Origin of the sequence: Streptomyces sp. NBC_00466 (assembly GCF_041433995.1) — a bacterium.
Lineage (GTDB): Bacteria > Actinomycetota > Actinomycetes > Streptomycetales > Streptomycetaceae > Streptomyces.
Map to the genome: position 1 here is coordinate 5,790,001 of NZ_CP107896.1, position 26,811 is coordinate 5,816,811.

The 26,811-nt window shown below is 70.5% G+C and carries 19 protein-coding genes, 2 rRNA genes and 1 pseudogene (1 of these 22 only partly in view); 18 read left to right on the forward strand and 4 right to left on the reverse strand.

Going from position 1 to position 26,811, the window contains the following annotated elements; genetic code table 11:
* From OG210_RS26040 to OG210_RS26055, 4 genes and pseudogenes are all read left to right on the forward strand, one after another.
* A 23S ribosomal RNA gene (locus OG210_RS26040) occupies nucleotides 1-2,288 on the forward strand (it extends 837 nt beyond the left edge of the window).
* A gap of 111 nt (nucleotides 2,289-2,399) precedes the next feature.
* Nucleotides 2,400-2,516: ribosomal RNA gene (gene rrf / locus OG210_RS26045) — 5S ribosomal RNA — on the forward strand.
* A 99-nt stretch (nucleotides 2,517-2,615) separates the two neighbouring features.
* Nucleotides 2,616-3,554 (forward strand): annotated as a pseudogene (locus OG210_RS26050) (hypothetical protein); the annotation flags it as partial.
* Nucleotides 3,555-4,064: 510 nt separating this feature from the next.
* A complete protein-coding gene (locus OG210_RS26055; RefSeq protein ID WP_328325211.1) occupies nucleotides 4,065-4,781 on the forward strand; it encodes a tetratricopeptide repeat protein in 717 nt (238 codons plus the stop codon).
* Nucleotides 4,782-4,897: 116 nt separating this feature from the next.
* Here OG210_RS26055 and OG210_RS26060 read toward each other — a convergent pair whose 3' ends face one another.
* Nucleotides 4,898-6,220, reverse strand: coding sequence for a DUF1015 domain-containing protein (locus tag OG210_RS26060; protein ID WP_328325209.1), 1,323 nt, complete (start codon nucleotides 6,218-6,220; stop codon nucleotides 4,898-4,900).
* Between the two features lie 66 nt (nucleotides 6,221-6,286).
* On the opposite strand from OG210_RS26060, the gene OG210_RS26065 reads away from it, so the two are divergent.
* The 4 genes from OG210_RS26065 (at nucleotide 6,287) to OG210_RS26080 (ending at nucleotide 10,311) form a co-directional block, all read left to right on the forward strand.
* A complete protein-coding gene (locus OG210_RS26065; RefSeq protein WP_328325207.1) occupies nucleotides 6,287-7,315 on the forward strand; it encodes an HAD hydrolase-like protein in 1,029 nt (342 codons plus the stop codon).
* Between the two features lie 79 nt (nucleotides 7,316-7,394).
* Nucleotides 7,395-8,441, forward strand: a complete 1,047-nt coding sequence (locus OG210_RS26070) for an iron chelate uptake ABC transporter family permease subunit (RefSeq protein ID WP_328325205.1) — start codon at nucleotides 7,395-7,397, stop codon at nucleotides 8,439-8,441.
* A complete protein-coding gene (locus tag OG210_RS26075) occupies nucleotides 8,438-9,475 on the forward strand; it encodes a FecCD family ABC transporter permease (protein ID WP_371538918.1) in 1,038 nt (345 codons plus the stop codon). The genes OG210_RS26070 and OG210_RS26075 overlap by 4 nt, the downstream gene beginning before the upstream one ends.
* Before the next feature lie 20 nt (nucleotides 9,476-9,495).
* A complete protein-coding gene (locus tag OG210_RS26080; RefSeq protein WP_328325201.1) occupies nucleotides 9,496-10,311 on the forward strand; it encodes an ABC transporter ATP-binding protein in 816 nt (271 codons plus the stop codon).
* On the opposite strand, the gene OG210_RS26085 is transcribed toward OG210_RS26080, so the two are convergent.
* Nucleotides 10,295-10,642, reverse strand: a complete 348-nt coding sequence (locus OG210_RS26085; RefSeq protein WP_328325199.1) for an SCP2 sterol-binding domain-containing protein — start codon at nucleotides 10,640-10,642, stop codon at nucleotides 10,295-10,297. The two genes, OG210_RS26080 and OG210_RS26085, sit on opposite strands and share 17 nt — an antisense overlap.
* Before the next feature lie 42 nt (nucleotides 10,643-10,684).
* On the opposite strand from OG210_RS26085, the gene OG210_RS26090 reads away from it, so the two are divergent.
* The 6 genes from OG210_RS26090 to OG210_RS26115 all read left to right on the forward strand — a co-directional run bounded on the left by OG210_RS26090 (nucleotide 10,685) and on the right by OG210_RS26115 (nucleotide 16,758).
* Nucleotides 10,685-10,993: a hypothetical protein gene (locus OG210_RS26090; RefSeq protein ID WP_328325197.1), complete on the forward strand. Its 309-nt coding sequence runs from the start codon at nucleotides 10,685-10,687 to the stop codon at nucleotides 10,991-10,993.
* Between the two features lie 7 nt (nucleotides 10,994-11,000).
* The gene (locus OG210_RS26095) at nucleotides 11,001-11,816 is read left to right on the forward strand and encodes a TlyA family RNA methyltransferase (protein WP_327298416.1); all 816 of its coding nucleotides are present in this window, start codon (nucleotides 11,001-11,003) and stop codon (nucleotides 11,814-11,816) included.
* A gap of 71 nt (nucleotides 11,817-11,887) precedes the next feature.
* Nucleotides 11,888-12,805 carry an NAD kinase gene (locus OG210_RS26100; RefSeq protein ID WP_328335364.1) on the forward strand — a complete coding sequence of 306 codons (918 nt, stop codon included), beginning with the start codon at nucleotides 11,888-11,890 and terminating at the stop codon, nucleotides 12,803-12,805.
* Nucleotides 12,806-12,907: 102 nt separating this feature from the next.
* On the forward strand, nucleotides 12,908-14,626 hold the full coding sequence (recN, locus tag OG210_RS26105) for a DNA repair protein RecN (protein WP_328335363.1): 1,719 nt from the start codon (nucleotides 12,908-12,910) through the stop codon (nucleotides 14,624-14,626).
* Nucleotides 14,627-14,720: 94 nt separating this feature from the next.
* On the forward strand, nucleotides 14,721-15,491 hold the full coding sequence (locus OG210_RS26110; protein ID WP_328325195.1) for a hypothetical protein: 771 nt from the start codon (nucleotides 14,721-14,723) through the stop codon (nucleotides 15,489-15,491).
* 148 nt (nucleotides 15,492-15,639) lie between these two features.
* Complete coding sequence (locus OG210_RS26115; protein WP_328325193.1) at nucleotides 15,640-16,758, forward strand: glycosyltransferase family 4 protein; 1,119 nt, start codon at nucleotides 15,640-15,642, stop codon at nucleotides 16,756-16,758.
* Nucleotides 16,759-16,797: 39 nt separating this feature from the next.
* On the opposite strand, the gene OG210_RS26120 is transcribed toward OG210_RS26115, so the two are convergent.
* Nucleotides 16,798-18,387 (reverse strand): PucR family transcriptional regulator, encoded by a 1,590-nt coding sequence (locus tag OG210_RS26120; RefSeq protein ID WP_328325192.1) that lies wholly within the window; start codon nucleotides 18,385-18,387, stop codon nucleotides 16,798-16,800.
* A gap of 36 nt (nucleotides 18,388-18,423) precedes the next feature.
* Nucleotides 18,424-20,226, reverse strand: coding sequence for a glycoside hydrolase family 15 protein (locus tag OG210_RS26125; RefSeq protein ID WP_328325191.1), 1,803 nt, complete (start codon nucleotides 20,224-20,226; stop codon nucleotides 18,424-18,426).
* A 448-nt stretch (nucleotides 20,227-20,674) separates the two neighbouring features.
* Between OG210_RS26125 and OG210_RS26130 the strand changes: the two genes are divergently transcribed.
* From OG210_RS26130 to ald, 4 genes are all read left to right on the forward strand, one after another.
* Nucleotides 20,675-22,333 carry a CTP synthase gene (locus tag OG210_RS26130; protein WP_328335362.1) on the forward strand — a complete coding sequence of 553 codons (1,659 nt, stop codon included), beginning with the start codon at nucleotides 20,675-20,677 and terminating at the stop codon, nucleotides 22,331-22,333.
* 83 nt (nucleotides 22,334-22,416) lie between these two features.
* Nucleotides 22,417-23,043: an NUDIX hydrolase gene (locus tag OG210_RS26135; protein ID WP_328325189.1), complete on the forward strand. Its 627-nt coding sequence runs from the start codon at nucleotides 22,417-22,419 to the stop codon at nucleotides 23,041-23,043.
* 214 nt (nucleotides 23,044-23,257) lie between these two features.
* Nucleotides 23,258-25,255: a tetratricopeptide repeat protein gene (locus tag OG210_RS26140; protein WP_371538925.1), complete on the forward strand. Its 1,998-nt coding sequence runs from the start codon at nucleotides 23,258-23,260 to the stop codon at nucleotides 25,253-25,255.
* 190 nt (nucleotides 25,256-25,445) lie between these two features.
* A complete protein-coding gene (gene ald / locus OG210_RS26145; protein WP_328335360.1) occupies nucleotides 25,446-26,561 on the forward strand; it encodes an alanine dehydrogenase in 1,116 nt (371 codons plus the stop codon).
* The last annotated feature ends 250 nt before the right edge of the window (nucleotides 26,562-26,811 follow it).

Sequence of the window (26,811 nt, forward strand, 5' to 3'; positions counted from 1 at the left end):
GAACCCACCAGGGTTGAAAACCTGGGGGATGACCTGTGGTTAGGGGTGAAAGGCCAATCAAACTCCGTGATAGCTGGTTCTCCCCGAAATGCATTTAGGTGCAGCGTCGTGTGTTTCTTGCCGGAGGTAGAGCACTGGATAGGCGATGGGCCCTACCGGGTTACTGACCTTAGCCAAACTCCGAATGCCGGTAAGTGAGAGCGCGGCAGTGAGACTGTGGGGGATAAGCTCCATGGTCGAGAGGGAAACAGCCCAGAGCATCGACTAAGGCCCCTAAGCGTACGCTAAGTGGAAAAGGATGTGGAGTCGCAGAGACAACCAGGAGGTTGGCTTAGAAGCAGCCATCCTTGAAAGAGTGCGTAATAGCTCACTGGTCAAGTGATTCCGCGCCGACAATGTAGCGGGGCTCAAGCGTACCGCCGAAGTCGTGTCATTCATACACATAGGGCTAACGCCTGTATGGATGGGTAGGGGAGCGTCGTGTGCCGGGTGAAGCAGCCGCGGAAGCGAGTTGTGGACGGTTCACGAGTGAGAATGCAGGCATGAGTAGCGATACACACGTGAGAAACGTGTGCGCCGATTGACTAAGGGTTCCTGGGTCAAGCTGATCTGCCCAGGGTAAGTCGGGACCTAAGGCGAGGCCGACAGGCGTAGTCGATGGACAACCGGTTGATATTCCGGTACCCGCTTTGAAACGCCCAATACTGAGCCCATTGATGCTAAGGCCGTGAAGCCGTCCTGGAGCCTTCGGGCAAAGGGAAGTGGTGGAGCCGCTGAACCAAGGTGGTAGTAGGTAAGCGATGGGGTGACGCAGGAAGGTAGTCCAGCCCGGGCGGTGGTTGTCCCGGGGTAAGGGTGTAGCCCGTTGTGTAGGTAAATCCGCACAACATTGAGGGTGAGACCTGATGCCGAGCCGATTGTGGTGAAGTGGATGATCCTATGCTGTCGAGAAAAGCCTCTAGCGAGTTTCATGGCGGCCCGTACCCTAAACCGACTCAGGTGGTCAGGTAGAGAATACCGAGGCGTTCGGGTGAACTATGGTTAAGGAACTCGGCAAAATGCCCCCGTAACTTCGGGAGAAGGGGGGCCATTCCTGGTGATGAGTCTTGCACTCTGAGCTGGGGGTGGCCGCAGAGACCAGCGAGAAGCGACTGTTTACTAAAAACACAGGTCCGTGCGAAGCCGTAAGGCGATGTATACGGACTGACGCCTGCCCGGTGCTGGAACGTTAAGGGGACCGGTTAGTGATCTTTCGGGGTTGCGAAGCTGAGAACTTAAGCGCCAGTAAACGGCGGTGGTAACTATAACCATCCTAAGGTAGCGAAATTCCTTGTCGGGTAAGTTCCGACCTGCACGAATGGCGTAACGACTTCTCGACTGTCTCAACCATAGGCCCGGTGAAATTGCACTACGAGTAAAGATGCTCGTTTCGCGCAGAAGGACGGAAAGACCCCGGGACCTTTACTACAGTTTGATATTGGTGTTCGGTTCGGCTTGTGTAGGATAGGTGGGAGACTTTGAAGCGGCCACGCCAGTGGTTGTGGAGTCGTCGTTGAAATACCACTCTGGTCGTGCTGGATGTCTAACCTCGGTCCGTGATCCGGATCAGGGACAGTGTCTGATGGGTAGTTTAACTGGGGCGGTTGCCTCCTAAAGAGTAACGGAGGCGCCCAAAGGTTCCCTCAGCCTGGTTGGCAATCAGGTGTTGAGTGTAAGTGCACAAGGGAGCTTGACTGTGAGACCGACGGGTCGAGCAGGGACGAAAGTCGGGACTAGTGATCCGGCAGTGGCTTGTGGAAGCGCTGTCGCTCAACGGATAAAAGGTACCCCGGGGATAACAGGCTGATCTTCCCCAAGAGTCCATATCGACGGGATGGTTTGGCACCTCGATGTCGGCTCGTCGCATCCTGGGGCTGGAGTCGGTCCCAAGGGTTGGGCTGTTCGCCCATTAAAGCGGTACGCGAGCTGGGTTTAGAACGTCGTGAGACAGTTCGGTCCCTATCCTCTGCGCGCGTAGGAATATTGAGAAGGGCTGTCCCTAGTACGAGAGGACCGGGACGGACGAACCTCTGGTGTGCCAGTTGTCCTGCCAAGGGCATGGCTGGTTGGCTACGTTCGGAAAGGATAACCGCTGAAAGCATCTAAGCGGGAAGCCTGCTTCGAGATGAGTATTCCCACCCCCTTTGAGGGGTTAAGGCTCCCAGTAGACGACTGGGTTGATAGGCCAGATGTGGAAGCCCGGTAACGGGTGGAGCTGACTGGTACTAATAGGCCGAGGGCTTGTCCTCAGTTGCTCGCGTCCACTGTGTTGTTCCCAGGCCACGAACTATCGTGTCGGCGGAACTTGTTTCACTTACTTAACTGAAGAGTGTGCTTGTTCGCTAGAGCCCAAATAGGGTTTCGGTGGTCATAGCGTTAGGGAAACGCCCGGTTACATTCCGAACCCGGAAGCTAAGCCTTTCAGCGCCGATGGTACTGCAGGGGGGACCCTGTGGGAGAGTAGGACGCCGCCGAACAATCTTTGAAGGACCTTTGGTCCCAGCGTTCAACGCTGGGACCAAAGGTCCTTTTTTTATTTCCCGAAGCGCGTCGGATCGCCGACTGCGTGAGAATGACTGCGGTACCCGAAGACAGGAGCCCCACCCATGTCCACCAACTCTCCCGACGACCGACCGGAGCGCGAGCCGCGTCGCCGGGACGGCGGTGACCAGGGCGGATTCCGCGGTGGTCGTGACAATCGATCCAGTGGTCCGAGCCGGGACAACGACCGTGGTGGCTTCCGTCGTGACGACAACCGCGGTGGCAGCGGTGCCAGTCGAGGCAGCGGCGCCGGTGCTGGTGGGTTCCGTGGCGGTCGTGACGACCGCTCGTCCGGCGGTCCGCGCCGGGATGACCGTGGTGGGCGCCCGGCCGGTGCCGGTGGTGGCTTCCGCGGTGGTCGTGATGACCGGCCGTCGGGTGGTCCCCGTCGTGATGACGATCGTGGTGGACGTCCCGGCAGCGCCGGCGGATACCGCGGTGGCCAGCGTGACGACCGTGGCGGCCGCCCTTCCAGCGGTGACCGTGGTGGGCGTCCGGGCGGCAGTGGCGGTGGGTTTGCGCGTCGTGATGACCGGCCGTCCTTCCGGCGTGATGACAGCCGTGGTGACCGTCGTGACGATCGTCGTGATGACAGCCGTGGTGGGCGTCCCAGTAGTGGTGGCGGTTTTGAGCGTCGCGACGATCGCGGTGGCCGTCCGTCCGGCGGTGACCGTGGTGGGTTCCGTGGCGGTCGTGATGACCGTTCGTTCGGCGGCCCGCGCCGTGACGACCGTTCCTCCGGTGCTCCGCGTCGGGATGATGAGCGCGGTGGCGGCTTCCGCCGCGACGACCGTCCCACCGGTGGCGGCTACGGCCGCCGCGACGACCGGGGCAGCGACCGCGGTGGGTTCCGTGGTGGCCGGGACGACCGGCCGTCCGGTGGTCCGCGCCGTGACGACGACCGTGGTGGGCGTCCGGGCGGCAGTGGCGGTGGGTTTGCGCGTCGTGATGACCGGCCGTCCTTCCGGCGTGATGACAGCCGTGGTGACCGTCGTGACGATCGTCGTGACGACAGCCGTGGTGGGCGTCCCAGTAGTGGTGGCGGTTTTGAGCGTCGCGACGATCGTGGTGGCGACCGTGGTGGCCGTCCGTCCGGCGGTGACCGTGGTGGGTTCCGTGGCGGTCGTGATGACCGTTCGTTCGGCGGCCCGCGCCGTGACGACCGTTCCTCCGGTGCTCCGCGTCGGGATGATGAGCGCGGTGGCGGCTTCCGCCGCGACGACCGTCCCACCGGTGGCGGCTACGGCCGCCGCGACGACCGGGGCAGCGACCGCGGTGGCCGCCCCACCGGCGGTGACCGTGGCGGGTTCCGCGGCGGCCGTGACGACCGGGACCGCGGTGGATACCGGGGTGGCCAGCGTGACGAGCGTGGCGGCGGTTTCCAGCGGGACGACCGCGACCGGGACCGCGAGCCCGTCAAGCGGCTTCCCATTCCGGAGGACGTCACCGGCCAGGAGATCGACAAGGACGTACGGCAGGAGCTCATGAGCCTGCCCAAGACCCTCGCCGAGGACGTCGCCAAGAACCTGGTGATGGTCGCCCGGCTGATCGACGAGGACCCCGACGAGGCGTACGAGTACTCGCGTATCGCCCTTCGGCTGGCCTCCCGGGTCGCCGCTGTGCGTGAGGCGGCCGGGTTCGCCGCGTACGCGACGCAGAAGTACACGGAGGCGCTCGCCGAGTTCCGTGCCACGAAGCGGATGACCGGCACAGTCGACCTCTGGCCCGTCATGGCCGACTGCGAGCGCGGTCTGGGCCGGCCCGAGCGGGCGATGGCGATGGCCGGAGAGCCCGAGGTGCAGAGGCTCGACAAGGCCGGACAGGTCGAGATGCGTCTGGTCGCCGCCGGTGCGCGCCGCGACATGGGACAGATCGACGCGGCGATCGTCACGCTGCAGAGCCCGGAGCTGGCGTCCAACTCCGTACAGCCGTGGACCGCGCGGCTGCGCTACGCGTACGCCGACGCGCTCCTCGCCGCGGGACGCGAGGACGAGGCGCGTGAGTGGTTCGCCAAGACCATCGAGTCCGACAAGGACGGCTCGACGGACGCATCGGACCGGCTCGCGGAGCTGGAGGGCGTCGAGTTCGTCGATGTCGAGGACGAGTCGGATGACGAGTCCGGCGACGAGTCCGGCGAGCACCGGGGCGAAGCACCGGACCGGAGTGCGGGCGACGACGGCGCGGCCGACGGCCGGGACTGACTGACAGCCCGCCGTCCGACCCTGGCCGATGGGTCAGTGAACTGACACGAGAAGGGCCGTACTCCGGGAAGCCGGGGTGCGGCCCTTCTCCGCGTGGTGCGGGGGCCGTGCGGTCCTCAGTCGATGGTGAGGCTGCGCAGCACGAGCCCGGTCGCCGGTTTCGGGCCGAACGAGGTCGACTTGCGGGGCATCGTCACCCCCTGGCGGGCCAGCTCCCGGACGACCTCCTCGCGTACCGGATGCATCAGGACCGCTGTGCCACCCTGCCGCTCGGCCTGTTCGACGGCCGCGTCCGTGGCATGGATGTACGCGATGTGCTCAGGCGCGTCGGGGACCGACCAGACCGTGTCCAGGAGCGTGTGGTGCAGGACGGTCGCGTCGAGGGTCTGCCAGGCCGCGGGGTGGTCCGTGGGGACCGTGCGGGCCAGCAGTTCCTCCGACGGACGGTCGATGAGATGGAACCGGCCGTCTCCGGCGAGCAGGAAGGCGTTGCCCGCGGCCGCCGCGTCGGCGAGGGCGGTCAGTGCCTCCGGGAGCGCCTCGATCGTGCGGACCCGGAAGGAGCCGTCGAGCGCCGTCAGCGCCTCGTGGACCGGCAGCCGGCGCAGTACCCGGTGGATCGCCCGGACCTGCAGCGGATAGTGGACCGTGTCGATGAGGAGCACCAGGCCGTACCCCCACGGGCCCGGCCCCGGGTGTTCGCCGCGCAGCCGGAGATAGGTCGCCCACCGGTGGTGCCCGTCGGCGATCAGGGCCTGGCGGTCGGCCAGGTCAGCCTGCGCCTCCGCGATCTCCGCCGGGTCGGTGACGGCCCACAGCCGGTGGCTGAAGCCGTCCTCGGTGGTCGTCGCGAGCAGTGGAGGGCGGGCTATGGTCCGCTCGATGACAGCCGTCGCGCCCGTCGAACCCGGTGTGTCCGGTGTCCCCGATGCGTCCGGTGTCCCCGTCGCGCCGCCGTCGGTGCGGTAAGTCAGCAGGAGCGGTTCGAAGTTGACGGCCGTGGTCCGCATCAGCGCCGCCCGGTCCGCGACGATGTCGGCCATCACATCCTCGTGCGGAAGGACCACGCCCTCCTCGGGTGTGGAGAGGGCCAGCGCGCCGATGAGACCGCGCTGGAGCACAGCTCCCTTGCTCTGCTCGTACACATACAGGGCGGCCTCGGGGTCGGCGGCCAGGATGCCGTCCCTGAGCCAGTCCGAGAGGGTCGCCGCGGCCTGCTCATTGCGGGCGGCCGGAGTGTCGGCCTGCGGCAGGATCAGCCTCACGATGTTGTGCGGATCGGCGGACTCCAGGTGCAGCAGCCCGTCCGGCCTGACGACGACGTCGTACGGCGGAGACGTGACGGCCGCGAGGCTGCCGACGCGTTCGGGAACGTAGCGCACTCCGCGGAAGGGGAAAAGACGCAGCCCGTTGTCCGCATGCCGACCACTTGAAGTCATTGGTGCATGGTATGTGGGGATCCGTCATACGGGATGATCGGGAGAGAACAGCTATCGAGGAGTGCGATGACCCGGCAGACCAGGACCAGCCCGGACGGTATGAGGACAGCGCTGAGTGAGACGTACGACACAGCCCTGCTCGATCTGGACGGGGTGGTGTACGCGGGCGGTGAGGCGATCGTTCACGCTGTCGCCTCGCTCGGGACCGCGCGGGACGGCGGGATGCATCTCGCGTACGTCACCAACAACGCGCTGCGGACGCCGGATGCGGTGGCGCGGCACCTCACCGAGCTGGGGGTGCCCGCGGAAGCCGCCGATGTCATCACCTCGGCCCAGGCGGTGTCCCGGCTGATCGCCGATCAGGTTCCGCGGGGAGCCAGGGTGCTGGTCATCGGCGGGGAGGGGCTGCGGGTCGCGCTGCGCGAACGCGGTCTGGAACCGGTGGACTCCGCCGACGACTCGCCGGTGGCGGTGGCTCAAGGGTACGGCGGTCCCGACATGACCTGGGCGCGGTTCGCCGAGGCGGGGTACGCGATCAACAGCGGTCTGCCATGGTTCGTTTCCAACACGGATCTGACCATTCCCAGCGCACGCGGGATCGCGCCCGGTAACGGCGCCGCGGTCGAGGTCGTCCGGATCGCCACCGGGGCCGAGCCGCAGGTGGCCGGGAAGCCGCTGCCCCCCATGCACCGCGAGACCGTGCTGCGGACCGGGGCCGAGCGGCCGCTGGTCGTCGGGGACCGGCTGGACACCGACATCGAGGGCGCGTTCAACGGAGGTGTGGACTCCCTGCTCGTACTGACCGGGGTGACGGACGCGGCGCAGCTGCTGGCCGCCCCGCCCGAGCACCGGCCGACCTATGTGGACGCGGATCTGCGCGGGTTGCTCACCGGTCAGCCCGAAGTGACGGGCGAGGGCGGTGAGTTCGGCTGCGGCGGCTGGACCGCTTCGGTACGCGGCGGAGAGCTGGCCGTGGACGGTGACGGGGGTGCGCTGGACGGGCTGCGGGCGCTGTGCGCGGCGGCCTGGACGCAAGCGGGCGACGGTACGTACGCGCGGGACGCGGGCAAGGTGATCTCCCGAGTCGGGCTCTGACGCCCGTCGGCACTCGCGTACGCCGGTACTGGCGAAGCCTCCTCATTGAAAGGTTGCCAGGGTAGGCTAACCTAACCACGTGTTGGTCGACAGTCCCTCCAGACAGAGCGCGGAACAAGCCCCCGCGCCCCCCAAACGCAACGCGGCGCGCGCGGCCGGGCTGCTGCTGTCGCTCGGATTGCTGCTCCTCGTCGTCGTGGCGAGCATCGCCCTCGGCGCCAAGGCGATGCCGCTCGGCGATGTGTGGCACGGCCTGGTGCACAGCTCGGGCACCGCCGACGACGTCCTGATCCGGGACGTGCGAATACCGCGCACCCTGCTGGGGGTTCTCGTCGGAGCCGCGCTCGGGGTCGCGGGAGCGGTGATGCAGGCACTCACCCGCAATCCGCTCGCCGAGCCCGGCATCCTCGGTGTCAACGCGGGCGCCTCCGCCGCCGTGGTCTCCGCGATGGCCTTTCTCGGCGTCAGCTCCTTCACCGGCTATGTGTGGTTCGCGTTCGCGGGCGCCGCGGTGGTCTCGGTGCTCGTCTACGTACTGAGCGGGAGCCGCGGCGCCACCCCGGTACGGCTCGCGCTCGCCGGCACGGCCGCCACGTACGCGATGTTCGGATACGTCAACGCCGTGGAGCTGCTGAACTCGGCCGCGCTGGACAAGATGCGCTTCTGGACGGTCGGTTCGCTGGCATCGGCGACATCGGGGACGGTCTCGCAGGTGTGGCCGTTCGTGGCGGCCGGTCTGCTGGTCGCGCTGCTGCTCGGCCGCCCTCTCAACGCCATGGCCCTCGGCGACGACACGGCCAGGTCGCTCGGCACGCATCTGACGCGCACCCGGGTGCTCGCGATGACCGCCGTCACGCTGCTCTGCGGTTCGGCGACCGCCGCCTGCGGGCCGATCGTCTTCATCGGGCTGATGGTTCCGCACATCGTCCGGGCCATCACCGGACCCGACATGCGCTGGACGCTGCCGTACGCGGCGGTCCTCTCGCCCGTCCTGCTGCTGGGCGCCGACGTCGTCGGCCGGATCGTCGCCCGGCCCGCGGAACTCCAGGTCGGCATCGTGACCGCGCTCATCGGGGGTCCCCTCTTCATCTTTCTCGTACGCCGCCGGAGGATGACTCAGCTGTGAAAGCGATCCACGTGATACGGACCCCGGGCGGGCTCTCCCTGCGGGTCGAGGCCAGGACGGCGGTCGTCGTCGTACTGCTGGCCGTGGTCGCCCTGGCGGCCGCTGTCGTACTCATCGGGAGCGGCGACTACCCGATCGCACCCGCGGACGTGATCCGGACCCTGCTGGGCAGCGGCACCACCGCCCAGGAGTTCATCGTCAGCGACCTGCGGCTGCCGAGAGCGCTCGTCGGCCTCCTCGTCGGGGCGGCGCTGGGCGTCGGGGGAGCGGTCTTCCAGTCCATCTCCCGTAATCCGCTCGGCAGTCCGGACGTGATCGGCTTCGGGCAGGGGGCCAGTGTCGGCGCGCTCGGAGTGATCGTGCTGTTCCACGGCGGGGCGACCGCGGTGGCCGGCGGAGCGATCGTCGGCGGTCTGGCCACCGGCATCGCCGTGTACATGCTGGCGTGGAAGCGCGGTGTGCACGGCTACCGGCTGGTCCTCGTCGGCATCGGCGCCGCCGCGATGCTCACCGCCTGCAACAGCTACCTGCTCACCAAGGCCAATCTGGTCGACGCGACCCGCGCCGTCGTCTGGATGACCGGCTCGCTCGACGGCCGCGACTGGTCGCAGGTCTGGCCGCTGCTGGTCACCTGTGTGGTCCTGATGCCGCTCGTCCTGGGGCACGGGCGCAACCTCAGGATGCTGGAGATGGGCGACGACGCCGCGTACGCCCTGGGCGTACGGGTCGAGCGGACCAGGCTGGTGCTGATGCTGGCCGCGGTCCTGCTCACCGCCGTGGCTACCGCCGCGGCGGGACCGATCGCCTTCGTGGCGCTCAGCGCGCCCCAGCTGGCCCGGCGGCTGACCCGCTCACCGGGCGCCAACCTCCTCCCGTCGGCCTTCATGGGCGCGGCCCTGCTGGTGGTCGCCGACTGGATCGCCCAGCGTGCCTTCGGGGACCGGCAGCTGCCGGTGGGGGTCGTGACGGGGGTGCTCGGCGGCTGCTATCTGCTGTGGCTGCTGGTCTCCGAACGCAAGGCAGGACGGATCTGATGACAACCAGGAGTACCCCCATGCAGCGACTCACCGCCGAATCGGTCACCCTCGGCTACGAGCAGCGGGTCATCGCCGAGAACCTCTCGGTCGAGATCCCCGACAACTCCTTCACCGTCATCGTCGGACCCAACGCCTGCGGCAAGTCGACCCTGCTGCGCGCCCTGTCGCGCATGCTGAAGCCCTCGCAGGGGCGGGTACTCCTCGACGGGCAGGCGATCGGCTCGCTGCCCGCCAAGAAGGTGGCCAGGACGCTGGGGCTGCTCCCGCAGTCCTCCATCGCCCCCGACGGCATCACGGTCGCCGCCCTGGTGGCCCGCGGCCGCTACCCGCATCAGGGCCTGCTGCGCCAGTGGTCGCCCGACGACGAGCGCATCGTCGAGGAGGCGATGGCCGCCACCCGGATCGGCGAGCTCGGCGACCGCTATGTTGACGAGCTGTCCGGCGGCCAGCGCCAGCGCGTGTGGATCGCGATGGCGCTCGCCCAGCAGACCCCGCTGCTGCTCCTCGACGAGCCGACCACCTTCCTCGACATCCAGCACCAGATCGATGTGCTCGACCTCTGCGCCGAACTGCACGAGACGCAGGGGCGCACGCTGGTGGCCGTACTGCACGACCTCAACCACGCCGCGCGCTACGCGACGCACCTCATCGCCATGCGGGACGGCGAGATCGTCGCCGAGGGAACGCCCGCCGACGTGGTCACGGCCGGTCTTGTGGAGAAGGTGTTCGGGCTGCGCTGCCAGATCATCGACGACCCCGAGACAGGGACACCGCTGGTGGTGCCCGCCGGGCGCCGGGCGCGTACCGCGGTGACGGCTACAGCAGTGTCCTGAGGCGCAGCAGATCGCGGAAGCCCGCTTCGAGCCGCACCCGGCCCGAGCCCCAGGCCTTCGCGAAGTTCAGCTCGCCGGCGACCAGGGCCACCAGATCGTCGCCCTTCATCGCGAGCCGGATCTCCGCCTTCGCGGGCGGCGGCCCTTCGACGGTGTCGAGCACCTGGATCCGGCCATCCACCAGACGCCCGGTGAAGGTGATGTCCAGGTCGGTGATGTGGCAGCTCAGCGAGCGGTCCAGTGCCGCCGCGCTGCGTACCTGGCTGTTCGCCTCTGTCATGTTGTCCGAGAGCCTGTCGAGGGCGCTGCGGCACTCTTCTGTCGTCGCCATCGTGATCGACCGTACCGCAGCGCTTCGGGGTAGCGTCTGGGCATGAGTGACGCGATGCCGGAGCCCTCCGGGGCGCAGGCCGGGAGCCAGGACGGTACGGAACACGCCCCGGCGCCGCTGGGAGTCGTCCGCACACCCACCGGGAACGGCGGGGTGGACCGGGTGCTCGGCCGGCTGGCCGACGCCGACCACCTCGCTGCCGACGGACATGTCGAGGTGTACGAAGATGTACACCGTGGGCTGCGTGACGCGCTGGACGCGCTGGACGCACCGCCCGGACCTCCGGTCCCGGCCCGTGGCCCCGCCCCGCACGACATCCCTCATAACGTCCCTCACAACAGCAGGAGCTGAACCGAACGTGGCAGGAGTGGCACGCCGGCGTCTCGACGCCGAGCTGGTCCGCCGGAGTCTCGCCCGCTCGCGGGAGCACGCGAGCCAGCTGATCGCGGCAGGGCGGGTGACCGTCAAGGGCGCCACCGCGACCAAGGCGGCCACCCAGGTCGAGACGAGCGCCGCCGTTGTCGTACGCAAGGACGACACGGATCCCGACTACGTCTCGCGCGGCGGGCACAAGCTCGCGGGCGCCTTCGCGGCCTTCACCCCGCTCGGCCTGCGGGTCGAGGGGCGTCGGGCGCTGGACGCGGGCGCGTCGACCGGCGGCTTCACCGACGTACTGCTGCGGGCGGGCGCCGCACAGGTCGTCGCGGTGGACGTCGGGTACGGGCAGCTCGCCTGGTCGCTGCAGAGCGACGACCGCGTCACCGTCAAGGACCGTACGAACGTACGCGAGTTGACGCTGGAGGACATCGGCGGAACACCCGTGGACCTCGTCGTCGGAGACCTCTCGTTCATCGCGCTGGGTCTGGTGCTGCCCGCTCTCGCGCGGTGCGCGGGGCCCGGCGCCGACCTGGTGCTCATGGTCAAACCGCAGTTCGAGATCGGCAAGGACCGGCTGGGCAGCGGAGGCGTGGTCCGCAGCCCCCAGCTGCGGGCGGAGACCGTGCGGACCGTGGCCGGGCAGGCGGCCGGGCTCGGACTCGGCGTACGGGGTGTCACCGCCAGCCCGCTGCCGGGGCCCTCGGGAAACGTCGAGTACTTTCTGTGGCTGCGGGCGGACGCGCCCGCGCTCGATCCGGCGGATGTGGAGCGTGCAGTGGCGGAGGGGCCGCAGTGACGGAGACAGCATCACCATCGGCAGCTGAACCGGCGGTACGGGGAGCGGCACCGGCAGAGGCGGCGGAGCCGCTGGAACCGGCGGCGGCGCCCCCCGGGGACCGTACGGTCTTCCTGCTCGCGCACACCGGGCGGCCCGCCGCCATCCGCAGCGCCGAGCGCGTCGTGGAGGGCCTGCTCAAGAACGGCCTGCGCGTCCGGGTCCTGGCGGCGGAGGCGGCCGACCTGCCGGTGCCGCCCTCGGTGGAACTCGTCGCCGAGGCGACACCCGCCTGCCTGGACGGCTGCGAGCTGCTGATCGTCCTCGGCGGCGACGGAACGCTGCTGCGCGGCGCCGAGTTCGCCCGCGCGTCCGGGGTGCCGATGCTCGGCGTCAACCTCGGCAGGGTCGGCTTCCTCGCCGAGGCCGAGCGCGACGACCTGGACAAGGTCGTCGACCGGGTGGTCACCCGGTCGTACGAGGTCGAGGAGCGGATGACCGTCGACGTCCTCGTACACAACAACGGCGACGTCGTGCACCGGGACTGGGCGCTCAACGAGGCCGCGGTGCAGAAGACCGAGCCCGAACGGATGCTGGAGGTCGTCCTGGAGATCGACGGCCGTCCGGTCACCGGATTCGGCTGCGACGGCGTCGTCTGTGCGACCCCGACCGGCTCGACCGCTTACGCCTTCTCGGCCGGCGGGCCGGTGATCTGGCCGGAGGTGGAGGCGCTGCTGATGGTCCCCATCGGCGCACACGCGCTGTTCGCCAAGCCGCTGGTGACCTCACCGGCCTCCGTCCTCGCGGTCGAGGTGCAGCCGAACACCCCGAAGGGCGTCCTGTGGTGCGACGGGCGCCGCTCGATCGGGTTGCCCGCGGGGGCGCGGGTCGTGGTGCGCAGGGGGGCCGTGCCCGTACGGCTGGCGCGGCTGCACCACGCGTCGTTCACCGACCGCCTGGTGGCCAAGTTCGCACTGCCGGTAGCGGGCTGGCGCGGCGCTCCGCACTGAGCTCCGTACTGAGCTCCGCACGCCCGGCCGGCGGCCCGTCCGGCCGGGGCACGTCGCACGGGACCCGGGAAACCTCGTATGGTCATGTGCGTGTTGGAGGAGATGCGGATACGGTCGCTCGGAGTCATCGACGATGCCGTGGTGGAGCTTTCACCCGGTTTCACCGCGGTGACAGGTGAGACGGGCGCGGGCAAGACCATGGTCGTGACCAGCCTCGGGCTGCTGCTCGGGGGGCGCGCCGACGCCGCCCTGGTGCGGCTCGGTGCCAAGTCGGCGGTGGTCGAAGGGCGGATCGCGCTGCCCGCGGGCGCGCCGGCCGCGGTACGGGCCGAGGACGCGGGCGCCGAACTCGACGAGGGCGCGCTGCTCATCAGCCGGACGGTCTCGGCCGAAGGGCGCTCACGGGCGCACATCGGCGGACGTTCCGTACCGGTCGGGCTGCTCGCCGAGATCGCCGACGAACTGGTCGCCGTGCACGGGCAGACCGACCAGCAGGGGCTGCTGCGCCCGGCCAGACAGCGCCAGGCCCTCGACCGGTACGCCGGTGAGGCGGTGGCGGGCCCGCACACCAAGTACGCGGCTGCCTACAAGCGGCTGCGTGCCGTCGCCGCCGAGCTGGACGAACTGACCACCCGGGCGCGGGAACGGGCCCAGGAGGCGGACCTGCTCCGCTTCGGGCTCGACGAGATCGCCGCGGTCGAGCCGCTGCCCGGCGAGGACGCCGAACTCGCCGCCGAGGCCGAGCGGCTGGGCCACGCCGAAGCGCTCGCGTCCGCCGCGTCCTCGGCGCACACCGCGCTCGTCGGCAACCCGGAGGACCCCGAGGGGATCGACGCGACGACCCTGGTCGCCGGGTCGGGGCGGGCGCTCGACGCGGTACGCAGCCACGACCCGGCGCTGGCCGCGCTCGCCGAACGGATCGGCGAGATCGGCATCCTGCTCGCCGACGTGTCGGGGGAGCTGGCCGGTTACGCGGACAACCTCGACGCCGATCCGCTGCGGCTCGCCGCCGTGGAGGAGCGCCGGGCCGCCCTGACCCAGCTGACCCGCAAGTACGGCGAGGACATCGCGGCCGTACTGGCCTGGGCCGAGGAGGGCGCGGCGCGCCTCACCGAGCTGGAGGGCGACGACGACCGGATCGGCGAACTGACGGCGGAGCACGAGGCGCTGCGCTCGGAGCTGTCCGGCCTCGCGCAGACGCTCACCGACGCGCGTACGGAGGCGGCCGAACGGTTCGCGGGCGCGGTCACCGCCGAACTCGCCTCGCTCGCCATGCCGCACGCCCGGGTGACGATCGACATCCGGCAGACCGACGACCCCGAAGGGGTGGAGGTCGGCGGGCGGACCGTCGCCTACGGCCCGCTCGGCGCCGACGAGGTGGAACTGCTCCTCGCCCCGCACCCCGGTGCGGCGGCCCGCCCCATCTCCAAGGGGGCGTCGGGCGGTGAGCTCTCCCGGGTGATGCTCGCGGTCGAGGTCGTCTTCGCGGGGTCCGATCCCGTACCGACGTATCTCTTCGACGAGGTCGACGCCGGGGTCGGCGGCAAGGCAGCCGTCGAGGTGGGCCGGCGGCTCGCCAGGCTCGCCAGGTCCGCGCAGGTCGTGGTCGTGACACATCTGCCGCAGGTGGCCGCCTTCGCCGACCGGCAGCTGCTCGTCGAGAAGACCAACGACGGCTCGGTGACCAGCAGCGGTGTCACGGTCCTGGAGGGCGAGGACCGGGTACGGGAACTGTCGCGGATGCTCGCGGGCCAGGAGGACTCGGAGACGGCCCGGGCGCACGCCGAGGAACTGCTGGCCACGGCACGGGCGGACGGCTGAACGGACAGCGGGGACGGCCGGGCGGTCAGCTCGTCCTGCCGTCTCGCCGGGGCTGCCCCCGGGCCCCCGCGGTACGCCGCCTAGGGTGGACCGTATGACCAGACACGGCGCCCGGACCACCGCACTTCTCGCCTCGTTCGGTGCGACCCGCGCTGCCGCGACGGAGCTGCGCCGCCGGTTTCCGGGCGGCGCGGCGCGCTGGGAGCGCACCAACTACGCCGGGCGCACGGTCGATCTCTGCGCCGGTCCCGCCACCACCGTCGGCGCGGCGCTCGGTGCGGTCGTCGGTACCCTGCCGCCCCGGGCGCGCGGGGCGGCCGCGCTGGCCGTGCTCACCGCGGGGGCCTGCGGGGCCTACGACGACACCGCCGGTGCGGGCGATCCGCGCCGCGGATTCCGTGCCCATCTCAGCGCGCTGGGCCGGGGCGAGATCACCAGCGGCACGGTGAAGCTCCTGGGTATCGGAGCGGCAGGTCTGGCCGCGGGCACGCTGCTCAAGGACCGCCCCGTCGACCGGGTTCTCGCCGGGGTCGTCGTCGCGGGCACCGCCCACTTCGTCAACCTGGTGGATATGCGCCCGGGGCGGGCCGCCGTCGCGGTGCTCGGTCTCGCGGCGCCCGGTCTGCTGCGGCGTGGTCCGGCCGGGGCGCTCGCCGCCGCACCGCTCGGAGCCGCGGCGGCGGTCGTCATCGACGACCTGGCCGAACAGACCATGCTCGGCGACGCCGGAGCGCACGCGCTCGGTGCCGCACTCGGCGTCGCGATCGTCGCGGGCAACGGGCGGGCCGGACTCGCCGCACATGCGGCAGCGGTGGTCGCCGCCGCCGCGTACGGTGACAAGGTGAGCCGCGCGGCAGCCGGTTGAGCCGCACCTCACCCATGCGGGTGACAGCTCAGGCGCGTTGACGCCACCGCACAGGGGCTCGGTCCCCCGGAGAGTGCCGGAACCCGTGTGCGGGCTGGCATCCTGGGGCGCACACATCCGTCCGACGCCGACTCAGGAGCTCCGGTCAGTGAGCAGCACCCAGGTCCCGCCGTACGGCCGTTCACCTCTCTGCGCCGTCCAGGTGCTGGGCGGCGGCAGCGCCGGCAGCAGCGCACATGTCCGGTCGATCACCGGGGGCCTGATCGAGCGGGGCGTGCACGTCACGGTGTGCGCCCCCGCCGAACTGGAGCGGACTTACGGCTTCAGCGAGGCAGGCGCGCACTTCGTGCCCGTACCCCGGCGCAGCGATCCGTCGTCCGTCGCCGCGCTGCGCGCCGCCTGTCTGCGGGCCGACATCGTCCACGCGCACGGGCTGAACGCCGCCGTGCGGACCTCACTGGCGCTCGGCGGACTGCGGCGGCCGCTCGTCGTCACCTGGCACACCCGCCCGCACGCCGAAGGCGCTCGGAGCCGCCTGCTGCGGCTGATGGAGCGAAGGGCCGCCAGAGCGGCGGCAGTTGTGCTCGGTACGTCGTCCGAACTGGTCGACAGGGCACGCAGCCGGGGGGCGCGCGACGCGCGGCTCGCGCCGGTCGCTTTCCCCGCACCCCGAGTGGCCGCGGACGGCACCGAGAGCAAGGCGCGCGCGGAACTGGGCGCGGTGGACCGGCCGTTGGTGATGACGGTGGGCAGCCTCGTCGCGCACCACGGTTACGGGGCGCTGCTGGACGCGGCCCGGCTCTGGCAGCACCTCGACCCCGTACCGCTGCTGGTGATCGCGGGCGAGGGCCCGGAGCGTGCCGCACTGCAGAGCCGGATCGCGGCCGACGCGCTCGCGGTCCGGCTCATCGGCAGCCGCGAGGATGTGACGGAGCTGCTCGCGGCCGCCGATGTCGCCGTACTGTCCAGCCGTTGGGAGGCGCGGTCCCTGCTGGCGCAGGAGGCGCTGCGGCTGGGGGTGCCCCTGGTCGCCACGGCGGTCGGCGGGGTGCCCGAGCTGGTGGGCGAGGCGGCCGAACTCGTTCCGTACGGCGACCCGGAGGCGCTGGCCGCACGGGTCACCGCGCTGCTGGCGGACCCCGCACGCCGGGACGGACTCGCCGCGGCGGGCCTGGCCCAGGCCGCAAACTGGCCGACCGAGGACGACACGGTGGCGCAAGTGCTCAGCGTCTACGACGAGTTGACCGAGCCCGCCGGCGGCAGCTGAGAACGGGCAGCGGAGCGCTCTGTGCCACAGGGCGGCCCGTCACGGGGTGTGCCTGCGGGCCCGCAGCGCCAGGCTCAGGGCGAGCACCGTCTGCGGGTCGTCCAGGTCGGTACCGAGGAGCTCGGCGATCCGCGCCAGCCGGTTGTAGAGCGTCTGGCGGTTGAGATGCAGCTCGCGTGCCGTCTCGGCCTTGCGGCCCGCGTGTGCCAGATAGGTCTGGAGCGTGGGGAGCAGCGCGGGCCGCGACGTGCGGTCGTGCTCGCGCAGCGGGCCGATCGCCCGGTCCACGAAGGCCGCCAGGTCCGGCTGGTCGCGCAGCCGCCAGAGCAGCAGGTCGATGTCCAGGCGCCGAGCGTCGTACCAGGGGCGGTCGGGCAGCCCCTGTGCGGCGGTCGCTGTCTCGGCGGCGTGCCGCAGCCCGGCCGATGCCGCGGCCCAGCCGCCCGCCACCCCCACCACGACGATCGGCGGATGCGCGCCGGCCCGCTCAAGGCCCGCGCGCGCCACACCGGCCCGCAGTGCGACGGCCACCCGGTCGGCCACGGTGGTGCGTTCCGACTCCGTACGCAGACCGAGGAGCAGCGGGACCCGGCCCTCCACCGGGCGTACGCCCAGGAGCACCGGCACCCCGACGGAGCTCAGTTCCTCCAGGACGGCGCGGGCCAGTACCGCCCAGTTGCCCGACGGCGACAGTTCGGCCGCCAGCCGCATCACCACGGGCAGCAGCGGACCCTCGCCCGGCCGGAAGCCGAGGACCCGGGCCTGGGCGGGAGCGTCGTGGGCGGACACCCGCCCCTCGGCAAGATCGGTCAGGAAGTCACCGCGCCCGCGAGCTGCCAGCTCCTCCTCCTGCCGGGCCTGCATCAGCACGACCGCGAGGATCCCCGCGGTCCGCTCGGCTGCCATCCGGTGTACCTGGGCCAGCGGCGCCGACACCGGGAGGAGCGCCAGCCTGGCCCGTACCGAACCGGTGCCCGAGCCGCCGCCCGCCACGTCCACCAGGACCGCGCCCGCCGGGCGGTGGCCGCGCAGCCCCTCCCACACCTGGAGCGGCTCGCCCTCGCCGGCGGCGTACAGCAGCTGCCCGTCGGGGGTCTCAAGGAAGACCGGGTTGGCGGTGAACTCGGCGAGGATGGAGAGTACTTGAGGCACCCCGCCGCCGCCGAGCAGCGCCTGGGTGCACCGCCGGTGCACCTCGTCGGCGCGCTGCACCAGGGCGTAGTGACCGTTGACGATCTCGGTGTGGACCTCCTCCGTCACCGAGACGAACGGAACCTCGCGGTGCAGCTGGACCAGCGGCAGCCCGGCCGCCCGAGCGGTCTCCACGAGCGTCGACGGCAGCCGCGAGAAGCGCGGGCCCAGCTCCACCACGAGGGCGGCGATCCCGCGGTCGGCGAGCCGGCGGACGAAGGCCCGCTGCTCGGCGGGGCGGGTGCCGAGACCCAGCCCGGTGGTGAGCAGCAGCTCGCCGCCCTTGAGCAGCGACGCGATGTTCGGCACCTCACCGGCGTGCACCCACCGGACCGTGCGGCTGAGCCGGTCGCCGCCCGCGACGACCTCGGGCAGTCCACCGCGCAGCCCCGGCAGCTCAAGCGCCCGCTGCACTGTGATTCCGCCCTGGTTCTCCATGAGGCCGGACGCTACCCGAAGCCGTCCGGCCGCAGGTCACCCTCCGTAGGCCCCCGAGGCCGTGAGCCGCAGCGCGGTGTCGATCAGCGGCACGTGGCTGAACGCCTGCGGGAAGTTGCCCACCTGGCGCTGGAGCCTGGGATCCCACTCCTCGGCGAGCAGCCCGAGGTCGTTGCGGAGCCCGAGCAGCTTCTCGAAGAGCTTGCGCGCCTCGTCCACCCGCCCGATCATCGCCAGGTCGTCGGCGAGCCAGAACGAGCAGGCGAGGAAGGCGCCCTCGTCGCCCTCCAGGCCGTCGACGCCCGCGGCGCCGCCGGTCGTCGGATAGCGCAGGACGAAACCGTCCGGTGTGGACAGTTCGCGCTGGATGGCCTCGACGGTGCCGATGACCCGCTTGTCGTCCGGCGGCAGGAACCCCATCTGCGGGATGAGCAGCAGGGACGCGTCCAGCTCCTTCGAGCCGTAGGACTGCGTGAAGGTGTTGCGTTCCTTGTCGTAGCCCCGCTCGCAGACATCGCGGTGGATGTCGTCGCGCAGCTCGCGCCAGCGCTCGATGGGCCCGTCGGCATCCCCGGACTCGATCAGCTTGATGGTCCGGTCGACGGCGACCCAGGCCATCACCTTGGAGTGCACGAAGTGGCGGCGCGGCCCGCGCACCTCCCAGATGCCCTCGTCGGGCTGGTCCCAGTGGTCCTCCAGATACCGGATCAGCTTGAGCTGGAGCAGGGACGCGTAGTCGCTGCGGGCGAGCCCCGTCATATGGGCGAGGTGCAGGGCCTCGGTGACTTCGCCGTACACATCCAGCTGGAGCTGTCCGGCTGCGCCGTTGCCCACCCGGACGGGGAGTGAGTTCTCGTAGCCCGGCAGCCAGTCCAGCTCCGCCTCGCCGAGCTCGCGCTCCCCGGCGATCCCGTACATGATCTGCAGGTTCTCCGGGTCGCCCGCGACGGCCCGCAGCAGCCACTCGCGCCAGGCGCGGGCCTCCTCGCGGTAGCCGGTGCGCAGCAGCGACGAGAGCGTGATCGCCGCGTCACGGAGCCAGGTGTAGCGGTAGTCCCAGTTGCGGGAGCCGCCGATGTCCTCCGGCAGTGAGGTCGTCGGCGCGGCGACGATGCCGCCGGTCGGCGCGTAGGTGAGTGCCTTGAGGGTGATCAGCGAGCGGACCACGGCCTCGCGGTACGGGCCGTGGTACGTGCACTGCTCGACCCAGTCGCGCCAGAAGTCCTCGGTGGCCACCAGCGAGTTCTCGGGCTCGGGCAGCGCGGGCGGGGCCTTGTGCGAGGGCTCCCAGCTGATGGTGAAGGCGATCCTGTCGCCCGGTCCGACGGTGAAGTCGGAGTACGTCGTGAGGTCCTCGCCGTAGGTGTCGGCCGAGGTGTCCAGCCAGACCGAGTCGGGTCCCGCGACCGCGACCGTGCGCCCGTCCACCTTGTGGACCCAGGGCGTCACCCGCCCGTAGCTGAACCGCATCCGGAGTGCGGAGCGCATCGGGACGCGCCCGCTCACCCCTTCCACGATCCGGATCAGCTGGGGTGCGCCGTCACGCGGCGGCATGAAATCCGTCACACGGACGGTGCCGCGTGGCGTGTCCCACTCCGATTCGAGGATCAGTGAATCCCCGCGGTAGCGGCGCCGGTCCGCGACCGGCGGACATGCCGAGGGGGCATGTGCGGGTCCCAGCCGCCAGAAACCGTTTTCCCCGGTCCCCAGCAGGCCGGCAAAGACGGCGTGCGAGTCGAAGCGGGGCAGGCACAGCCAGTCGGCCGTCCCGTCCCGGCAGACCAGGGCGGCGGTCTGCATGTCTCCGATGAGTGCGTAATCCTCGATGCGCCCGGCCACGTGCAATCTCCAGTCGAACGGCCACGTCGCCCCTCAGGGCGCTTGTGTTGCAGTCAGGGGCTTTTTGAACAGCGCTGACGAGCGCCGGCGGGCGCAAGTTCCGGAGAACGGGCGGGGGTGGTGCCGGCTTCCGGCCGTCTCGGCAGCGAGTGTCCGAGCAGGATACGACGCACCCAGGTGATCCGCATGACCTGCCAGGCACCGTGACTGGACCGAACGGGTGAGTGTTGGGTGACCGGGTTGCGGCCTTTCTGTGAAGGTTGAGCTGTGTGTGGCGGAGGGGGTGCTGTGCGTGGCCGGGAGCAGTCTCCCGCCGTCGCTGATACCCTGGTGGCCCGTGGACCGGTGGTCATTACGCCCCGAACCGCAGCGACGGCACCCCCGGAAATCTCCGGGCTCCGTGTCGGCACGCACTCCAGATCGCGACCACGGGAGCCCCCTCTTGGCCATGCAGGCCCGCAACTCAACATCCGCGACGACCAAGCACATCTTCGTCACCGGGGGTGTCGCCTCCTCCCTCGGCAAGGGTCTGACCGCCTCCAGTCTCGGTGCGCTCCTCAAGGCCCGCGGCCTGCGGGTCACGATGCAGAAGCTCGACCCGTACCTGAACGTCGACCCGGGCACGATGAACCCGTTCCAGCACGGTGAGGTGTTCGTCACCAACGACGGCGCCGAGACCGACCTGGACATCGGCCACTACGAGCGTTTCCTCGACGTGGACCTCGACGGTTCCGCCAACGTCACGACGGGCCAGGTCTACTCGACGGTCATCGCCAAGGAGCGGCGCGGCGAGTACCTCGGTGACACGGTGCAGGTCATCCCGCACATCACCAACGAGATCAAGCACCGCATCCGCCGGATGGCCACGGACGACGTCGACGTCGTCATCACCGAGGTCGGCGGCACGGTCGGCGACATCGAGTCGCTGCCGTTCCTGGAGACCGTCCGCCAGGTCCGCCACGAGGTCGGCCGGGACAACGTCTTCGTGGTGCACATCTCGCTGCTGCCCTACATCGGCCCCTCGGGCGAGCTGAAGACCAAGCCCACCCAGCACTCCGTAGCGGCCCTGCGCAACATCGGTATCCAGCCCGACGCGATCGTGCTGCGCGCCGACCGCGACGTACCGACCGCCATCAAGCGCAAGATCTCGCTGATGTGCGATGTCGACGAGGACGCCGTGGTGGCCTGCGTCGACGCCAAGTCGATCTACGACATCCCGAAGGTGCTGCACACCGAGGGGCTGGACGCCTATGTCGTCCGCAAGCTCGACCTGCCGTTCCGCGACGTCGACTGGTCCACCTGGGACGACCTGCTGGACCGCGTCCACAACCCCGACCACGAGGTCACCGTCGCGCTGGTCGGCAAGTACATCGACCTGCCGGACGCCTACCTCTCGGTCACCGAGGCCATCCGGGCCGGCGGTTTCGCCAACCGGGCCCGGGTCAAGGTCAAGTGGGTCACGTCCGACGACTGCCGGACGCAGGCCGCCGCGAAGAAGCAGCTCGGCGACGTCGACGCGATCTGCATCCCGGGCGGCTTCGGCGAGCGCGGGGTCGACGGCAAGGTCGGCGCGATCCAGTACGCCCGCGAGAACCGGGTCCCGCTGCTCGGCCTCTGCCTGGGCCTCCAGTGCATCGTCATCGAAGCGGCGCGGAACGTCGCGGGCATCCCCGACGCCAACTCCACCGAGTTCGACGCGGCCACCGGCCACCCGGTGATCTCCACGATGGAGGAGCAGCTGGCCTACGTCGAGGGCGCAGGCGACCTGGGCGGCACCATGCGGCTCGGCCTCTACCCGGCGAAGCTCGCCGAGGGCTCGCTCGTCCGTGAGGCGTACGAGGACCAGCCGTATGTCGAGGAGCGCCACCGGCACCGCTACGAGGTCAACAACACCTACCGCGCCGAGCTGGAGACGAAGGCCGGTCTGGTCTTCTCGGGCACGTCCCCCGACAACAAGCTCGTCGAGTACGTCGAGTACCCCCGCGAGGTGCACCCCTACCTCGTCGCCACCCAGGCCCACCCGGAGCTGCGCTCCCGGCCCACCCGGCCGCACCCGCTCTTCGCGGGCCTGGTGAAGGCCGCTGTGGCGCGCAAGACGGGCAAGTAGCACGCGGACACGGGCGTTACGGTTGACCGGGGCGGGGTTCTCATGAGCCCCGCCCCGGTTTCCGCATTTGAGAGGACGCTTCCATGGCCATCAGGGACACCGCAGAGGAGTGGCAGGTCACCGCGACCACCACCCCCTTCACCGGGAACAAGACCAGCGTCCGCACCGACGACGTGGTGATGCCCGACGGGACCGTCGTACACCGCGACTACCAGGTCCACCCCGGCTCGGTTGCCGTCCTCGCACTGGACGACGAGGGCAAGGTCATCGTCCTTCGCCAGTACCGCCATCCCGTACGGCAGAAGCTCTGGGAGATCCCGGCGGGGCTGCTCGACATCCCCGGCGAGAACCCGCTGCACGCCGCGCAGCGCGAGCTGTACGAAGAGGCACACGTCAAGGCCGAGGACTGGCGGGTGCTCGCCGATGTGTACCCGACGCCGGGCGGCTGCGACGAAGCCGTACGGATCTTCCTCGCCCGTGAGGTCTCCGAGGCCGAGGGCGCGCGCTTCGAGGTCTCCGAGGAGGAGGCGGACATGGAGCACGCCCGGGTCGAGCCCGCGGAGCTCGTACGGGGCGCGCTCGCCGGAGAGCTGCACAACACCTGCCTGGTCGTCGGGGTCCTGGCGCTCACCGCCGCCCTCAACGGCGACGGCCTGGACGCGCTGCGCCCCGCCGACGCCCCCTGGCCGGCCCGGCCCTTCGATGCGTAGAACCCTGGAACCCGTGGAACCCGTGGAACCCGTGGCACCCGATGCCGGGTCGGCATCCTTCGGCTTCTGATCTGATGATCTGTTGACCCGATTGAGGGACATGCCTACTGTGCTCGCCCCGCCCCACCTGGTTCGTCTGGATACGTGAACTACGCTCGGCACCGTCCCGTCCGGGCCCCCGGCGGGCCGGTGCGCAGGCGGACGGAGCGAGCCCGTGACGGATCAGGCGGTGGACGCGGTCGACCGGGTCACGACATCGGACGCCGACCGGACGGCTGGTCACTTCTTCGGCAGACAGCGGGAGTTGAAGGCGCTGCGCGCCGACATCGAGCGGGCAGGTCTGGACACCATGGCCGGCCGCAAGGGCGCCCGCCCCCGGGTGCTGCTCATCGCGGGAAAGCCGGGATCGGGGCGGAGCGCACTCGCCGCCGAACTGGCCGGACAGCTCACCGCCGACTACCCGGACGGGGTACTGAGCGTCCGGCTCACCACACCCGGGGGCGACCGGGTGCCCGACGGGGACACCGCACGCCGGCTGCTCGGCGCGCTCGGCGTCCCGGCCCCCGCGGGCGCCGCCGACGACGATCTCACCGAGCTGGTCCGCGAGGCACTGGCCGGGCGCCGGGTCCTGCTCGTCCTGGACGACGCGGCCGACGCCGGACAGGTCGATCCTTTCCTTCCCGATGTCTCGGACTCACTGGTCGTGGCCGTCTCCACCGGCCCGCTGACCGGTATCCCGGACGTCAGGCCCTGCACACTCGGCGGTCTGGACACCGGGTCCGCCGTCGGACTGCTGGGAGATTTCACGGGCGCTGTCCGCATCACCGTGGACCCGCGGACCGCCGAGGCGCTGTCCGAGGAGTGCGGCGGACAGCCCGCGGCGCTGGTGCTGCTCGGCGGCTGGCTCGCCGCCAGGCCCAAGCTGTCGGTCGCGGACGTCGCCCAGCAGTTCCGGAACCTGCCCGACGAAGCCGACGAGCCCGCGGCCGCCCGCCCGCTGGCCCGTGCCTTCCGCTTCGTCTACGGCTCCCTCCCGCAGCCGGCCGCCCGGATACTGCGGCTGCTCACCCTCGCCCCCGCCGGACTGGCCGACGCGCACACAGCCTCCGCGCTGGCCGGCTGTTCGGTGTCCGCCGCCCGGTCCACCCTGGAGGACTTCGCCGGGCTCGGCCTGTTGCGTGCCTGCCCGGAGGGGCAGTTCGAGGTGCCGGGCTGCCTTGCCCCGCTGCTCCGCGCGCTGATGGAAGCCCAGGACCGGCCCGCCGAGGTGCAGCTGGCCAGGGCGCGGCTGCTGGAGCGGACCGTGCGGCTGCTCCAGTCCTGCCGGGCGGTGACCGACCCGGACGGCTCGCCTTCCCGTAAGAAGCTGGCCGGGCTGCCTCGCACGCTGCGCTTCGCGAACGTTCCCGCCGCCGCCGAGTGGCTCCGGCTGCGGGAGCCCGCGCTGCTCGCGAGCGCACGGCTGGCCGTCGCGGACGGCGAGCTCGACACGCTGGCCAGACGGCTGGTCGCCGCGTTCGTACGGGCCCTGACCGCGCACCGCGGCGCCGAGGCGGCCGCCGCCGAGCTGTACGGGCTCCACCAGCTGGTCCTGGGCGTCGCCGAGCGTCGCGGGCTGCACCGGGAGCAGGCGGCGGCGCTGCTGAACCTCGCCGATCTCGACGCAAGGACCGGCCGCACCCGCGACGCCCTGACCCGCTACCGGGCCGCGCTGGACGCGGGACGCGCGGCGAACGACCCGTACGCGATCGGCCGGGCGACGGAATCCGTCGGCGGCGCCTACCAGGAGCTGGGGGACTGGCAGCGGGCCTGCGACTGGTACGGGCGGGCGCTCTCCCAGCGGCAGGCGCGGGGGGAGCCGGCGGACGAGTCCCGGCTCCACGGACGGCTCGGCACCGTGCACACGTACGCGGGCCACTACACCGAGGCGCTGCGCAGCTGGCGGGCCGCCGTGGCCGGGTACCGCAGGGCGGGGGACCTGCCGGCCCAGGCGCGGGCGCTCAGTGAGGTGGCCCGGGTGCAGGAGTACGCGGGGCGCCCCGACGAGTCGCTCCGCACCTGCACGGAGGCCGTGGAGTGGGCCCGGCGCGCCGATGACGTGCGGCTTCAGGCGGCGCTGCATCTGCGGCTCGCCGACACCCTGGAGCGGCTGGGCGACTCGGCGGCGGCGCAGCTGCACCGCGGTTCGGCTGAGAGATTGCTGGCTGATTAGAGATCTGCCTACGAAATCCGTGGTCGCTCGACTGAAGATTATTGCTTTGAAAGGCTAGACAGCGCGAAGTCCTTCATTAACACTGGTTTTCGTCGCGTCCATCCGGGATGCTTCCAGCTCTGCTGTGCACCGCCGGATATGTGCGTCATCTCCAGAACATCACCCCCCAGATTCAAGGACCGTGATCGACGTGCTGGTCGGCATCCCCCGCGAGGTCAAGAACAACGAGTTCCGGGTGGCCATCACCCCGGCAGGCGTCCACGAGCTGGTGCGCCATGGACATCAGGTCGTCATCGAGCAGAGCGCGGGCGTCGGCTCGGCGATCCCCGACGAGGAGTACGTGGCCGCAGGCGCGCGCATCCTCCCCACCGCCGACGAGGTGTGGGCCGCCGCCGATCTGCTGCTGAAGGTCAAGGAGCCGATCGCCGAGGAGTACCACCGCCTCCGCAAGGACCAGACGCTCTTCACGTACCTGCACCTCGCCGCTTCCCGCGCGTGCACGGACGCCCTGCTGGAGTCCGGCACCACGGCCATCGCGTACGAGACGGTCGAGACCGCGAACCGCCAGCTGCCGCTGCTCGCCCCGATGTCGGAGGTGGCCGGCCGGCTCGCCCCGCAGGTCGGCGCGTACCACCTGATGCGCTCGGCGGGCGGCCGCGGTGTGCTGCCCGGCGGTGTGCCCGGTACGGCGGCGGGCGAGGCGGTCGTCATCGGCGGCGGCGTCTCCGGCTGGAACGCCACCCAGATCGCCATCGGCATGGGCTTCCACGTCACCCTGCTGGACAAGGACATCAACAAGCTCCGCGAGGCGGACCGGATCTTCGGCACCAAGGTGCAGACGATCGCCTCGAACGCCTTCGAGCTGGAGAAGGCCGTCGTCGCCGCCGACCTCGTCATCGGCGCCGTGCTCATCCCCGGTGCCAAGGCGCCGAAGCTCGTCACCAACGCGCTCGTCGCCAAGATGAAGCCCGGAAGTGTACTTGTCGACATTGCGATTGATCAGGGCGGCTGCTTCGAGGACTCGCGTCCGACCACGCACGCCGAGCCGACCTTCCAGGTCCACAACTCGGTGTTCTACTGTGTGGCGAATATGCCGGGCGCAGTGCCGAGTACGTCGACTTATGCCCTCACCAACGCCACGCTCCCGTACATCGTGGAGCTCGCGAACCGGGGCTGGGAGGACGCCCTGCGCCGTGACCCCGCGCTCGCGCTGGGCCTCAACACGCATGACGGGCAGGTCGTTTACCGCTCGGTCGCCGAGGACCTCGGTCTTCCGCACATCGAACTGAGCACCTTGCTCGGCTGACCCGTCAACACGCGTCGTCAATCTCACGCAACCGGCCGGACCTTGCTCGCCGAGGTCCGGCCGGTTGCACGTCTGCCCCCTTTGCGCCCCTCGTTCAACTCGCCGCGAACGTAACCCTTTAGCCGTTTCGTACACCCGTGAAACCCGCCGAGTGATCCCTGTACGCCCTTGACACCGGGGTGTTCCGTTGCCGACACATCGGGCCGGGTCCGGCGGATTGTGTTGCTGAGGACCGGTGACACGCCATAGA

Bases quoted from the DNA above. Each gene is read 5' to 3' on its own strand.
- OG210_RS26055 (WP_328325211.1), top strand. From the start codon at position 4,065: ATGAGCCTGCCCAAGACCCTCGCCGAGGACGTCGCCAAGAACCTGGTG.
- OG210_RS26060 (WP_328325209.1), bottom strand. From the start codon at position 6,220: ATGACTTCAAGTGGTCGGCATGCGGACAACGGGCTGCGTCTTTTCCCC.
- OG210_RS26065 (WP_328325207.1), top strand. From the start codon at position 6,287: ATGACCCGGCAGACCAGGACCAGCCCGGACGGTATGAGGACAGCGCTG.
- OG210_RS26080 (WP_328325201.1), top strand. From the start codon at position 9,496: ATGCAGCGACTCACCGCCGAATCGGTCACCCTCGGCTACGAGCAGCGG.
- OG210_RS26085 (WP_328325199.1), bottom strand. From the start codon at position 10,642: ATGGCGACGACAGAAGAGTGCCGCAGCGCCCTCGACAGGCTCTCGGAC.
- OG210_RS26090 (WP_328325197.1), top strand. From the start codon at position 10,685: ATGAGTGACGCGATGCCGGAGCCCTCCGGGGCGCAGGCCGGGAGCCAG.
- recN (WP_328335363.1), top strand. From the start codon at position 12,908: ATGCGGATACGGTCGCTCGGAGTCATCGACGATGCCGTGGTGGAGCTT.
- OG210_RS26110 (WP_328325195.1), top strand. From the start codon at position 14,721: ATGACCAGACACGGCGCCCGGACCACCGCACTTCTCGCCTCGTTCGGT.
- OG210_RS26120 (WP_328325192.1), bottom strand. From the start codon at position 18,387: ATGGAGAACCAGGGCGGAATCACAGTGCAGCGGGCGCTTGAGCTGCCG.
- OG210_RS26130 (WP_328335362.1), top strand. From the start codon at position 20,675: ATGCAGGCCCGCAACTCAACATCCGCGACGACCAAGCACATCTTCGTC.
- OG210_RS26135 (WP_328325189.1), top strand. From the start codon at position 22,417: ATGGCCATCAGGGACACCGCAGAGGAGTGGCAGGTCACCGCGACCACC.